The sequence below is a fragment of the Algoriphagus aquimarinus genome, from assembly GCF_900112005.1.
In the GTDB taxonomy this organism is placed as follows: domain Bacteria; phylum Bacteroidota; class Bacteroidia; order Cytophagales; family Cyclobacteriaceae; genus Algoriphagus; species Algoriphagus aquimarinus.
In genome coordinates, this window is sequence record NZ_FOKK01000001.1 from 324,855 (window position 1) to 338,905 (window position 14,051).

The following is a 14,051-nucleotide window of genomic DNA, read 5'->3' on the forward strand; positions in this document are numbered from 1 at the left end:
CCCTTAAAAAAATGGTACTAATGGGGCTTATTTTTTATGTAATAAGTGGTTGATAAAAAGAAAAGTAGAACAAGAAATGGAGGTAGGTTCTATTTTTTTATTCTGTTTTTTGAACCAGATTATTCTAAGTTTCTATATTAATCAAAAGAATGATTTTTCAATTGAATTGAAATTTTCTGCATCTCGTGCTCATATTGAAGTTTTTGTAGAAGATGTTATCAGGATGTTGCCTTTAGGGGCAAAATTTGGATGCGTTTGCTGGAAGTATGTTTGAGATCTATTTTTTTCTATAAGATAGACCTAAGTACTTTTCGGATTAAGTTTGGCTGAGGGTTTTGCTAAAGCATAAATATCTGACCGATTTTAAATTGAGAATCAGACAATAAGTCTGTTTTTGTGACAAGATGTTTAAGTTTGTGTTTCAACATTGGCTTGGATGGGTTTTTGTCCCAATGTCAACAACGATTTTCCATGGAAATTTCATTTTACAAATATCAGGGAACAGGAAATGACTTCGTCATGATCGATGATCGTGCGCAGAAGTTTGATGATTCAGATTTGAAGTTAGTCAGTCAGCTATGCGACCGAAAGTTTGGCGTGGGTGCTGATGGTTTGATTTTGATCCGAAATCATGCAGATTATGATTTTGAGATGATCTATTTCAATGCTGATGGAAGCCAGAGTATGTGTGGCAACGGTGCGAGATGCGCTGTTGCGTTTTCTGCGTTTCTGGGAATTTTGGAAGAAAAAACAAGCTTTCTAGCCATTGATGGAGCACATGAAGCCATACTGAAAGATGGCTTGGTCCAATTGCTTATGGGCGATGTAGCAGGAATAGATGAAAAAGGAGCTGATTCCTTTGTCAATACCGGTTCACCACACCACATTCGCTTTGTAGACGATGTGCAGGATTATCCCATTTTTGCAGAAGGCAAAAAAGTGCGCTACGATGAAATGTACGCTCCCGCTGGGACTAATGTCAATTTCGTAGAAAAAGTGAGTGCTGATGAAATCTTCGTTCGTACGTATGAGAGAGGTGTGGAAGATGAGACGCTTTCTTGTGGCACCGGAGTGACAGCCGCAGCGATTGCCTTTGGCAAGGACTTGCCGGCGGCTACGATTAAAATACAGACCCTTGGTGGTCAACTATCTGTGAAATTTAAAGCTTCCGTCAATGGAGCTTTTAAAGAAGTCTGGTTGATAGGTCCTGCCCAGCAGGTTTTTGCCGGAAAAATAAATCTTTAGCCAGCCATTGGAGTTCTTCTCCGATGAACTGGTTTTATTATCAATTATAACAAAAAGGGCTTAATTTTGAAGCCCTAATAGAGAATTACAATAAGCTAGCATGTTAGATATTATAGCAAAAGGACTTGCAAAAGTATTTGGAACCAAGTCCGACAGAGATATTAAAGAACTTCTTCCGATCGTTACCCAGATCAATGATGTTTTTTCTACATTAAAGAGCCTCAGCGATGATCAGTTGCGAGCCAAAACTGAAGAAATCAAGGTTGAAATCAACGCTCATCTGCAGGAGTTCGATGATAAGATCGTTACTATCAGATCCAAGGTAGATGAGTTGCCTGCAAAAGCCATTCATGAAAAAGATCAGCTTTTCAATCAAATTGATCAGATAGAAAAAGAGCGAAATGAAGCCTTAGAGGTTATTTTGGAGAAGGTATTGCCAAAGGCTTTCGCAGTAGTGAAAGAAACAGCACGACGATTCAAAGAAAATGGAAAGTTAGTTGTGAAGGCAAACGACAGGGATCGCGAACTTTCTGCAAGCAAGCAAAATGTAGAGATTCAAGGTGACGAAGCGATTTGGCATAACAAGTGGATCGCTGCTGGTACCGAAGTAGTTTGGGATATGATCCACTACGATGTACAGCTGATTGGTGGTATGGTACTCCACAAAGGAAATATTGCGGAGATGGCAACAGGTGAAGGTAAAACGTTAGTTTCTACCCTACCTGCCTACCTTAATGCTCTTGCCGGTCGTGGTGTTCACATTGTAACTGTCAATGATTATTTGGCCAAGCGTGACTCGGAGTGGAATGCGCCACTTTTTGAATTCCACGGATTAAGTGTGGATTGTATAGATAAATTCACTCCTAACTCGGCTGGCCGTAAGAAAGCCTATAGATCGGATATCGTTTATGGTACCAACAACGAGTTTGGCTTCGATTACCTACGAGACAACATGGCTCGTGAAGCGGGCGATTTGGTTCAAGGAAAGCATCATTTTGCAATGATTGATGAGGTCGATTCCGTGTTGATTGATGACGCAAGAACGCCATTGATTATCTCTGGACCTGTACCAAAAGGAGATGTTCACGAATTTGATGAAATGAAACCTCGAGTTTCTACCCTAGTTGATGAGCAACGCAAGTTGGTTCAGGGTTTCTTGACTTCTGCCAAGAAGATGATTGCCGATGGCAATGATAAAGAAGGTGGTTTGGCACTATTCAGAGCTTTCCGTGGAATGCCGAAGTATAAGCCATTGATCAAATACCTTTCTGAACCTGGTGTTCGAGTGATTCTTCAGAAGACGGAGAATCATTTTCTACAGGATAATAAGCGTCAAATGCCAGAGGCAGATGAGCCGCTATTGTTTACTATAGATGAAAAAACTAACGTAGTAGATCTAACCGATCGTGGTATAGAGACCATGACTACTAAGAATGAAAATGCAGAGTTTTTCATTCTTCCGGATATTGGGATTTTAATCGCCGATTTGGAAAAAGCAGAAGGCGTAGACGATACCGAGAAGCTTGTTCGTAAAGAAGAAGCGATCAAAGATTATAGCATAAAAGCACAACGTATTCACACCGTGAATCAATTGCTCAAGGCATACTGTATGTTTGAAAAAGACACGGAGTATATCTTGGTAGACGGCAAAGTGAAGATCGTAGATGAGCAAACAGGTCGTGTGATGGAAGGTCGTCGTTATTCTGACGGATTGCATCAGGCGATTGAAGCGAAAGAGAATGTGAAAGTGGAGGATGCTACCCAAACTTACGCGACGATTACCCTTCAGAACTACTTCAGAATGTACCACAAACTGGCAGGTATGACCGGTACGGCAGAGACTGAAGCAGGTGAATTCTGGGAAATCTACAAGTTGGACGTGGTAGTAATACCTACCAACAGACCGATTATCAGAGCTGACCGTGATGATAAAGTTTACAAAACTGTACGAGAGAAATTCAACGCAGTTGGTGACGAGATCAATGAGTTAGTTGCTGCGGGAAGACCTGTGCTTGTAGGTACTACTTCGGTAGAAATCTCTGAAGTCCTCAGTAGAATGCTGACTTTGAAGAAAATTCCTCACCAAGTATTGAATGCGAAGCAACACGCTAGAGAAGCAGATGTGGTGGCGATTGCTGGTCAAGCTGGCACTGTAACTATTGCAACCAACATGGCTGGTCGTGGAACGGATATTAAATTGTCCCCTGAAGCTAAAAAAGCTGGAGGTTTGGCAATCATCGGTACCGAGCGTCATGAATCTCGTCGCGTCGATAGACAGCTTCGAGGTAGATCTGGTCGTCAAGGTGACGTAGGGTCTTCTCAATTCTTTGTGTCTTTGGAAGATAGCTTAATGCGTTTGTTCGGTTCTGAGCGTATCGCAAAACTGATGGATAGAATGGGCCTTGAAGAGGGTGAAGTGATCCAGCATAGCATGATTTCCAAGTCTATCGAACGTGCACAGCGCAAAGTGGAGGAAAATAACTTTGGTACTAGAAAGAGACTTCTAGAATACGATGATGTGATGAACTCACAGCGTGAAGTAGTCTACAAGAGAAGAAGAAATGCGCTGAAAGGCGAAAGATTAGAATTGGATATTTTGAACATATTATACGATGTCTGCGAAGGCTTGGTAGATATGGGCAAAGCAAATACAGATTCTGAGGATTTCAGGATGAATATCTTCACCACTTTGGGAATAAATTATAACGTTTCTGAAGGTGACCTTAAATCTAAAGACGCTGGTCAATTGACTCAGGAGTTATATACTATTGCTTTTGAAACCTACCAGAAGAAAAGTGAAGTGATGATGAGCACTGCTCTTCCTATATTCAAGCGAGTTCAGGAAGAAAGAGGTGCTACGGTGAAGGATATCATGGTGCCGATTTCTGATGGCATCAAGCAAATCGGCGTGGTAGCAAATCTTGAAGAAACGGTGAACTCCGAAGGACGAGAATTAGTGAGAGCAATCGAGAAAAATGTATCGCTTGCCATTATTGATCAAAACTGGAAAGAGCATCTTAGAGATATGGATGACTTGAAGCAGTCGGTTCAAAATGCCGTTTATGAGCAAAAAGATCCTCTTTTGATTTATAAGTTTGAGGCATTTGAGATGTTCAAACGCTTTATCGGTAAGCTGAATGAAGACATGACTACATTCTTGAGTAGAGCTGATTTGCCTAAGCAAGATCCTAATCAGGTCCATGCAGCTGCTCCTCAGCAAACCTCAGAACCTCAAGTACAAGCTTCTAAAGCTGAGGCAGGTAGCTCACTGAATCCTGGTGCAAACCGTGCTGCAGTAGCAGCTTCCAACGCTGGCAGACCGGCTCCTCAGGTAGTTGCTCCTAGAAAATCTGACAAGGCATACGGTAGAAATGATAAAGTTTCTGTTCAATACACGAATGGAACCACTAAAAATGATGTGAAATTCAAAAGTGTGGAACAGGATGTGCAGGAAGGCAAATGTGTAATCATTGATAACTAATAAAGGCATGAGGATATTCTGGATTTTAGGCTTGGTATTGATATTGGCGAGTTGCAAAAGCACTCGCAAAACTTCCAGTTCCGCATCTAACTATGCGAACTATCAGGAAAACCTGAATTCTTCTCTTCCAAAATATCCGGATTATCGTGCAGTAATGAATTCAAAATCATCAATCGAGTCGGCAGAATCTACCGAGGCGATTGATGGTCAATTGAATCAAGTGCAGGCAAGTTTGATAAGTAAGAATAAATCTGAGCCTTACTTTAGTGGATACTCAGTCTTGGTTTATTCGGGAATTGATCGCAATAAAGCTTTCAAAACCCGTGATGATTTAGCCATGAATTTTCCTGATCTCACTCCTGAAATGCAATACCAACAGCCGAGATACCTGGTTAAGGTTGGGAAATTTGCACATAAAATAGAAGCGCAGAAAAGCTTCGCAGAAGTAAAAACACAATTTCCCACAGCGAGGATAATTCAAGATCGCTTTCAGCGTGAAGAATTCAAGACGCTAAACGAACTCAATCAAGAAAATGCTGAAGGACAAAATTAAATCTCTGGCTAAGGCCTACAAAGAAGAAGTAATTGCAAATCGTCGCCATCTTCATGCAAATCCTGAACTTTCCTTCGAGGAATTTAATACAGCCACTTTTGTAGAAACTAAGCTAAGAGAGATGGGAATCACTTCCATCGACAAGAAAGCGAATACAGGTTGGTCGGCATTAATTGAAGGAAAAAACCCCACTAAAAGAGTTGTAGCCTTAAGGGCAGATATGGACGCTTTGCCAATCATCGAGGCAAATGATGTTTCATATAAATCTCAAAACCCAGGCGTCATGCATGCCTGCGGACACGATGCACATACAGCATCTTTACTTGGCACTGCCAAAATACTAAACGAGTTAAAGGATCAATTCGAAGGAACAATTAAGCTTATTTTCCAGCCGGGTGAGGAAGTAGCTCCTGGTGGAGCTTCATTGATGATCGCTGATAAAGTGCTCGAAAATCCCCGTCCAAACGGAATTATCGGCCAGCACGTGATGCCTTTTATAGAAGTAGGAAAAGTCGGATTCCGTCCGGGAATCTACATGGCAAGTGCTGATGAAATCTACGTAACGGTAAAAGGCAAAGGTGGCCATGCTGCCATGCCTGAGACTTTGATTGATCCTGTGTTGATCGCTTCTCATATGATTGTTGCTTTGCAGCAGGTAGTGAGTAGAGCCGCTAGCCCTAAGATTCCTTCCGTCCTTTCTTTTGGAAGAGTTGAGGCATTGGGTGCTACCAATGTGATTCCTAATGAAGTGAAGATTCAAGGTACTTTCCGTACGCTGGACGAGGATTGGAGAGCAAAAGCTCACGAGAAAATGCTTTCCATAGCCAAAGGAATCGTAGAAGGAATGGGCGGAGAAGTTGATTTCGATATCAGAAAAGGCTATCCATTTTTGAAAAATGATCCAGAGTTGACGGAGAGATCGCATCAAGCAGCAATCGCCTATTTAGGAGAGGAAAATGTACTTGATTTGGATATTTGGATGGCGGCAGAGGATTTTGCTTTCTATTCTCAGGAAGTTGAAGGTTGCTTCTATAGATTGGGTACAAGGAATGAAGCTAAGGGAATTACTTCTGGAGTTCATACACCTACATTCGATATTGATGAAGATGCCTTGGAAGTTGGTGCAGGATTGATGGCATTCTTGGCTGTTTCTGAACTCGAAAAAGCATAATCTTTCGATAACTTTCCTTCTGTATTTTTGCAGTAACTTTCCGCTTTCTCAGCAATTTCCAACATGAAAAGACTCCTTGCAACTTCAGTTTTTGTTTTTCTATTAGCGACCCAAACCTTCGCTTGGGGTCAATTGGGACACTATTTGATCGGCTACATGACAGAGATGCAACTGAAGCGATCTGTTCGTAAAAAAGTCGAAAAGGTGCTTTATCCGATGTCTGTAGGCAGAAGTGGAACTTGGATGGACGAGATCAAATCGGATCATGCGTTTGATTATGCCTATTCTTGGCATTACATGACAAGCATAAGCGGTGAATACGATGAGTCCATTCAGGAAAAAGGTGGAAATGTCTATGCTGAAATCAATCGTATCAAAAATGAGCTGAAAGCTGGAAATCTAGATTCTCAGAAGGAAGCGGAGTTGCTGAAAATGCTCATTCACTTGGTGGAAGATATACATCAGCCACTTCACGTAGGTACGGGTGAAGATAAGGGTGGAAATGATGTAAAACTCGAATACTTCGGTAAATCCACTAATCTCCATGCAGTATGGGATAGCGGGATCCTAGACGGTAAAGCGATGAGCTATACTGAAATAGGTGATGAGCTTTCTAGAAGGGTAAAAAAGGACTTGATCAAGAAATACCGTGCGGGTACCATGCAGGATTGGCTTGCAGAAGCTGTAGCGGCAAGATCGTCTGTTTATGATCTACCAGAAAGCATGAAAATTTCCTATGCATATGGCTATGATTACACACCGCTTTTAGAAGAAAGACTGATTGCTGCTAGTGTGAGATTAGCACAGATCCTAGAGGAAATCTACGGGTAAAAAATATTTAATTATTTAGATAAATGACGTTGGAATATTAATGTCCAACGGCATTTTTTAGTATTTTACCAGTCATAAATGCTTGTAAATGCTAAGGTTTTTCACTCTAAGTTTATTTATCACTTTTTTAAGTAGTGCATCTTTTTCCCAAGACCTAAGAAACAGGCTTGGAAGAACCTATGTCAATGCTGATTCCGTTGACATAATTTTCGAACTAGAAAAGAAGAATCTTCACTCCGCCAATGATAGCGGGATTTATTACTTTTTTGTTGCGGAAAGACATAATCGAGCTTTTGAGAATCAGCTAGCTCACGAATTGTTTTTGAAAAGTGCTTCACTTCTTGATCCTGAAGAAACTAATGATCTGATTAGTCTGTGCTATATCCGATTAAATCGTTTGGAAGCAAATTCAGGCAATTGGGATCAAGCCTTGCTATATTCTCAAAAAGGTCTTGAAAATGCCACAGTTGGTCTAGATAGCAACTATATCGGTTACGCGCTGTTGGATATTTCTGTAGTCTATCATGACATGGAAGATTATGCCAAAGGAGTTGAATATGGAAAGAAAGCACATGAATTACTCACGCGTTTTAGCCAAGCCAATCCGACATTTGTAGCTTTTTCCTTGAATGCAATAGGGATAAATTTTGACGATTGGGACATGCCAGATTCAGCACTTTTTTATCATTACAAGATCTTTGATAACATCGATAAACTTGACAGTTCTCGAATCTCATTTACCTTCAATAACATCGGTAATACGCTCTTGAAGCAGGAAAAATATAAGGAAGCGCAATCTTGGATTCAGACTGCTGTGCAATTGAATATGAAAGATGGGGATGATTATAGTCTTGCAGCAAACTATACTAACCTGGGGACTATTGCATATAAGCTTCGCGACTTTTCGAAAGCTAATATGTTGATGGATTCTGCTTTTAAATATGTAGAGCGAAGTCAATCCACGGAGAAAATGCGAGATTATCTGGAAGAGCAATATCGCTTTCACAAAGCCAAGGGCGATCTCTCGGCAGCAATGGATTACTTGGAACAATACTCCTCGCTGAAGGATTCTATTTTCAAAGAGGAGCGAATAAAGACACTTGGAGAACTGGAAGCTAAATATCAGGTTCAAACCAAAGAGCGGGAATTAGCCGAATCCCGAGCCGAAGTAGTGGAGCATGAATTATTGGCCAAAAACCGGAACAATCAGATTTTACTTTTGGTAGTATTTCTGCTCATCATTATGGGCGTGGCTTTTTTCATCTATTACAGACAGAAAACCAAAAACAGGCACTTGGAGCAGGAAGCTAAGCTGCAGCAAATCTATGCGGAGCAAGAAACCCAAAAGCAACTCCATGAACAGAGGAACAGGATTTCCTCCGATCTTCATGACAATATTGGTGCACAACTGACTTTTATTGTTTCCTCGTTGGACAACTTGAAATTCTTCGAATTGAGTAAGGAGAAAATGGCTGGAAAGATTGATCAGATTTCAGCTTTTACAGTAGAAACGGTCAATGAACTTCGGGATACGATCTGGGCGATGAATAAGGATAATATTAGCTTGGACGATTTGCAAACCAGGCTTGCGGGTTTAATTTCAAAAGCCAAAGTTGCTTGTCCTCACGTGAATTTTGAACTGGAAATCCAAGATGAGTTGGAAAAGGATTTATTGCTCAATTCTATGGAAGGAGTGAATTACTTTCGAGTGGCTCAGGAGGCATTGAATAATGCCATCAAACATGCACAAGCTGATCAGATTAAGATTGTTTTCTCACGAAATAAGGGACATATCCGAGTTTGCATATCCGATAATGGGAAAGGTATAGATCAGGCGGGCATTGGCAATGGGCTTGGTAATATGAGAAATCGCGCAGAGCGTATAGGAAGGGAATTGAAAATAGATTCTGTTCTTGGTCAAGGCACACAAGTTTGTATCTTCTAGATGTATTTAAATCTTCACATCGAATGTCAATAAAAATAGCAATTGCCGAAGACAACAGTTTTTTGCTCAAAGCAATCCTGGAAAAGCTTTCATTTTTTGAAGAGATTGAGGTGAAATTCTCTGCGTACAATGGACTGGAGCTTTTGGAGAAATTGGAGAAAGATGCTAATGTTCATCTGATCTTGATGGATATTGAGATGCCAAAGATGAACGGGATTGAAACCGTCGCGCAGGTTTCGCAAAGGTATCCACAGATCAAAACGATTATGCTTACCGTCTTTGATGATGATGAGCATATTTTCAAGGCGATTCAAGCTGGCGCAAATGGTTATTTTTTGAAAGAGGTAGATCCTAAAACACTTCATCAGGGAATCATTGATACCCTAGAAGGAGGTGCAGCGATGACTCCATCAGTAGCGATGAAAGCGCTGAAGCTGCTACGTAATCCACCTGATTTCTCCCAGCCAGTAGAAGAGATCAAATTGACTACGCGGGAAATTGAGATTCTGGAGCAGACTTCAAAAGGTCTGAATTACAATCAGATCGGTGAAAACTTATTTATTTCACCAAAAACAGTCCGTAAACACACAGAGAATATCTACCAGAAACTTCAGGTTCATAGTAAGCTAGAAGCTGTGCAAAAAGCGGTGAAAAATCGGATTATTGAGGGGTGAAGCAATGCAGAATTGAAAATGGAGAAATTTAAAATTGGCATTATTTTCATTTTCAATTAGCTCATTTTCTCCTTTTAAATTCCTCCTTCGCTCCATCTAAGAATTCAGTAAATGCCTGAACATCTGTGTCGTATCCTTTAGGCTGAGCGAGGAGATTTTCATTATGATCTAGGATCACATAGTAAGGCTGAGCATTGTTTTGGAAGCGGGTGATCTGGAAATCAGCATTCTGTTTTCCCAATGTTTTCTTGATTTTATTGTCGTATTCCGAAGTGTACCACTCTCTTTCGGGAAGCTCCAATCGTTCATCGATATAAAGCGCCACCATCACAAAGTCTTCTCTCAATCGTTTCAACACCTGAGGATCTACCCAGACATTTTCTTCCATTTTACGACAATTCACACAGCCATGTCCAGTGAAGTCAATGAGTAAAGGCTTGTCAGCCTTTTTAGCTGCTCTCATGGCTTGTTCGTAGTCGAAATACCCTTGGATCTGATGAGGTATTTCCAAAGGAATGTCGGCATATTTCACAGGCTCTCCAAGGATATTTTCTCCAACTTCACTCATACTAGGTCCTCCAGTCATTTTGAATTGCTGGGTGGACATCGGAGGAAGGTAGCCGCTTAGGTATTTCAGTGGAGCGCCAAATAATCCTGGAATCATGTAGAGAACGAACATAAAAACAAACAGTGCTGAAAGCAATCTCGGTACGCCAATGTTATCCATCGGGGAATCGTGGGGGAGACGAATTTTTCCCAGAAGATATAATCCCAATCCACTGAATATTACGATCCAGATGATCAAGAAGATGTCTCGATCGAGGATTCCCCAGTGGTAAACTAGGTCAGCGATGGATAGGAATTTGAATGCTAAAGCAAGTTCCAAGAAACCTAAAACCACTTTTACAGAGTTTAGCCATCCGCCAGACTTTGGAAGACGATTCATCCACTCTGGGAAAATAGCAAACAAGGTAAACGGGATAGCGAATGCTAAAGAGAAGGCAAACATTCCCAAAATTGGTTTAAGCAATTCTCCGCCAGCTGAGGAAATCAGAATCGAACCTACTATCGGACCAGTGCAGGAAAATGACACTAAAACTAAGGTGAAAGCCATAAAGAAGATTCCTGTCAAACCACCTTTTTCAGCCTTTTCATCCACTCTATTTACTAAGCCAGAAGGCAAGGTGATCTCAAACATGCCGAGAAATGCCAAGGCGAAGAAGATAAATATTCCAAAGAAAAAGAGATTTGGAAGCCAATGTGTAGCTAGCCAATTTGCGAATTCTGGGCCTTGAATAGCTGCAACTGCAGTTCCTGCAATTGTGTAAATAGCGATGATCGAAAGGCCATAAATGATGGCATTTCTTATTCCAGTTGCTTTGCTTCCTGCTCTTCCAGTGAAGAAACTCACGGTCATTGGAATCATCGGAAATACGCAGGGAGTGAGCAAAGCAGCCAAACCAGCCAAGAATGCTAAAATCATAAAGCCCCAGAGAGATTCATTTTCCTGTAGATTAATGATTTCTATGGGTGAAGACGCTTTGGAATCATATTCCTCTACTTGATTTTCCTGTATCCCAAAAGGAGAATCCTCAGTATCGGCTTCTTTGGATACAGTGAATTCAGAACTGTCAGAGGACACAATAGGCTCACTAGCCTCAAAAGTTAATTCTATTTCCTCATCGTAATTGACACATTGACCCGTTACATCAGAGCACATCTGATATTCTAAAGTCCCTGAGATTTTGCCTGAAGAAGTTTTTGGCACAAATACCTGTTCAAATCTTCCTTTGCCCATGAAGTATTTGACGTCACCTTCCCAGATATCCTCGTACTTAGTCTTGGAATCAATGGCTGTGAATTTACCCTGTAGCTTATAGGTCTCAGACTTATCAAGTTTCAAAGTCGCCAAAATAGGACCAAGATCCGGATCAAAATCATTGGCATAGATATACCAGCCAATAGGAATTTGAGCCTCGAACACCAAATTAGCTTCTTCACCTTGCAACAGATTTTTTGGCTCAATTGAAATAGTCCATTTGGGCGGAGCAATAATCTGTGCCTGAGCGTAGAAACTGAAGAAAAGCAGTGCCAGGAGTACTAATTTGCCTGATTTTCCGAGTGATATATTCATGAAGGGATGATTGATTGGCAACTGAACAGTTTGCCAATAGGTTTATTTGTCGGTAAGCTTTCTAAACTGACGGAAGAATGCTGCAATAGTTTCGATACCCATGAAGTAGTTCTTTACACCGTAGTGTTCATTAGGGGAATGGAGCGCATCTGTATCCAAACCAAAGCCGAATAAAATCGGATCTGATCCTAATTCTTTTTGGAACAACGCAACGATAGGAATAGATCCACCTTCCCGTGTAGGAATTGGTCTTTTGCCAAAAGTCTCCTCCATCGCAGCCTCAGCAGCCTTATATCCTACAGATGAATCCGACACTACTGCTGGCGCACCACCATGATGTGCACGTACCTTCACTTTTACTGATTTTGGAGCGATAGACTTGAAGTAATTTTCAAATAATTCAGAGATTTCATGCCAATCCTGATCTGGAACAAGTCTCATAGATATTTTCGCGTGAGCCTTAGAAGGCAAGACAGTTTTGGCTCCCTCGCCAATATATCCACCCCAAATGCCGTTTACATCCAAAGTTGGTCGAATACCTACTCGTTCGATAGTCGTGTAGTCTTTTTCCCCATGAACAGCTTCGATATCTAATTTATCTTGGTACTCATTCAGGTCAAATGGAGCCTCGTTTAATCTTTCTCTTTGCGCAGCAGTAAGCTCCTGCACCTTGTCGTAGAATCCTGGAATGGTGATGTGATCGTTCTCATCTTTCATAGAAGCAATCATATCACACAGCACATTGATTGGATTCGCCACAGCTCCACCGTAAGTACCCGAGTGAAGATCACGGTTTGAACCCCTCACTTCCACTTCCATGTATGCCATGCCCCGAAGGCCAACCGTAATGGAAGGATCTTGCATGGAAATCATGTGCGTATCAGAAATCAGGATGACATCTGCTTTCAGCTTTTCTTTATTTTCAATGACAAATTTCTCTAAGTTGTCAGAGCCAACTTCCTCCTCACCTTCGATCATGAACTTGACATTGCAAGGCAGATCTCCAGAAGCCATCATAGCTTCGAAAGCTTTCACATACATGTAAAACTGGCCTTTGTCATCAGCAGATCCACGTGCGAAAATTGCTCCTTCAGGATGGATTTTTGTCTTTTTGATTACTGGCTCAAAAGGTGGAGAATCCCACAATTCATAAGGATCAGCAGGCTGAACATCGTAATGTCCATACACCAAAACCGTCTGTAAAGTCGGATCAATGATTTTCTCTCCATAAACAATCGGATAGCCCGGAGTTTCGCAGATTTCTACTGTATCAGCACCAGCTTTCTCCAGACTTTCCTTTACAAAATTGGCTGCCGCAAAGACATCTTTTTTAAATTTGGGATCAGCGCTTACCGATGGAATGCGGAGTAAATCCAGCAATTCGTTGAGAAAGCGATCTTTGTTGTCACGGATAAAATCATTAACAGCCATATATCTGGGGATTATTTGGTAAAGACCTCAAAATTATCCTTTTCAGCCTTAAATGCCTATTTTGAATGAAGTTATTAGCCATGAGGCGACTAAGAAAGGCAAAGTGTCTTGGTATTGAAAAATGCGTTCACCGCATAGCCGCATATAAAAACATAGATTGGCGATCTGAAACCATTAGTTCATTTCATTTTAGAACTTTATGCTCTTTGTTTCTTAGTGTTGAAAATAGGTTTACCACAAAAGTCTCAAAGAAAACAAAGTTGATCTGCTAGGTTATGGAAAAATTAGGTGCTATTTCAAACTATGATGGCTATGGTTCTATGTGGTTTAACTATTGCCGCATAGCCACATAGAAAACCATAGATTGGCGATCTGATCCATTAGTTCATTTCATTTTAGAACTTTATGCTCTTTGTTTCTTAGTGTTGAAAATAGGTTTACCACAAAAGTCACAAAGAAAACAAAGTTGATCTGCTAGGTTTTGGAAAAATTAGGTGCTATTTCAAACTATGAGAGCTATGATTCTATGTGGTTTAACTATTGCCGCATAGAAAAACATAGATTGGCGATCTGAAACCATTAGTTC

The 14,051-nt window shown here is 41.0% G+C and carries 9 protein-coding genes; 7 read left to right on the forward strand and 2 right to left on the reverse strand.

What is annotated here, in order from left to right:
• Window positions 1-471: 471 nt before the first annotated feature.
• The 7 genes from dapF (at window position 472) to BM291_RS01525 (ending at window position 9,900) form a co-directional block, all read left to right on the forward strand.
• The gene (dapF, locus tag BM291_RS01495) at window positions 472-1,245 is read left to right on the forward strand and encodes a diaminopimelate epimerase (RefSeq protein WP_092894401.1); all 774 of its coding nucleotides are present in this window, start codon (window positions 472-474) and stop codon (window positions 1,243-1,245) included.
• 100 nt (window positions 1,246-1,345) lie between these two features.
• Window positions 1,346-4,726 (forward strand): preprotein translocase subunit SecA, encoded by a 3,381-nt coding sequence (secA, locus tag BM291_RS01500; protein ID WP_092894402.1) that lies wholly within the window; start codon window positions 1,346-1,348, stop codon window positions 4,724-4,726.
• A gap of 7 nt (window positions 4,727-4,733) precedes the next feature.
• Window positions 4,734-5,279: a hypothetical protein gene (locus tag BM291_RS01505; RefSeq protein WP_092894403.1), complete on the forward strand. Its 546-nt coding sequence runs from the start codon at window positions 4,734-4,736 to the stop codon at window positions 5,277-5,279.
• On the forward strand, window positions 5,260-6,450 hold the full coding sequence (locus BM291_RS01510; protein ID WP_092894404.1) for a M20 metallopeptidase family protein: 1,191 nt from the start codon (window positions 5,260-5,262) through the stop codon (window positions 6,448-6,450). Before BM291_RS01505 ends, BM291_RS01510 begins: the two co-directional genes overlap by 20 nt.
• 63 nt (window positions 6,451-6,513) lie before the next feature.
• Complete coding sequence (locus BM291_RS01515) at window positions 6,514-7,281, forward strand: S1/P1 nuclease (RefSeq protein WP_092894405.1); 768 nt, start codon at window positions 6,514-6,516, stop codon at window positions 7,279-7,281.
• 88 nt (window positions 7,282-7,369) lie between these two features.
• Window positions 7,370-9,226, forward strand: coding sequence for a tetratricopeptide repeat-containing sensor histidine kinase (locus tag BM291_RS01520; RefSeq protein ID WP_092894406.1), 1,857 nt, complete (start codon window positions 7,370-7,372; stop codon window positions 9,224-9,226).
• 23 nt (window positions 9,227-9,249) lie between these two features.
• Window positions 9,250-9,900 carry a response regulator transcription factor gene (locus tag BM291_RS01525; protein WP_092894407.1) on the forward strand — a complete coding sequence of 217 codons (651 nt, stop codon included), beginning with the start codon at window positions 9,250-9,252 and terminating at the stop codon, window positions 9,898-9,900.
• Window positions 9,901-9,961: 61 nt separating this feature from the next.
• Here BM291_RS01525 and BM291_RS01530 read toward each other — a convergent pair whose 3' ends face one another.
• Both BM291_RS01530 and BM291_RS01535 read right to left on the reverse strand, forming a co-directional pair.
• Window positions 9,962-12,034, reverse strand: a complete 2,073-nt coding sequence (locus BM291_RS01530; RefSeq protein ID WP_092894408.1) for a protein-disulfide reductase DsbD family protein — start codon at window positions 12,032-12,034, stop codon at window positions 9,962-9,964.
• Window positions 12,035-12,076: 42 nt separating this feature from the next.
• A complete protein-coding gene (locus BM291_RS01535; RefSeq protein WP_092894409.1) occupies window positions 12,077-13,465 on the reverse strand; it encodes a dipeptidase in 1,389 nt (462 codons plus the stop codon).
• Between the last annotated feature and the right edge of the window lie 586 nt (window positions 13,466-14,051).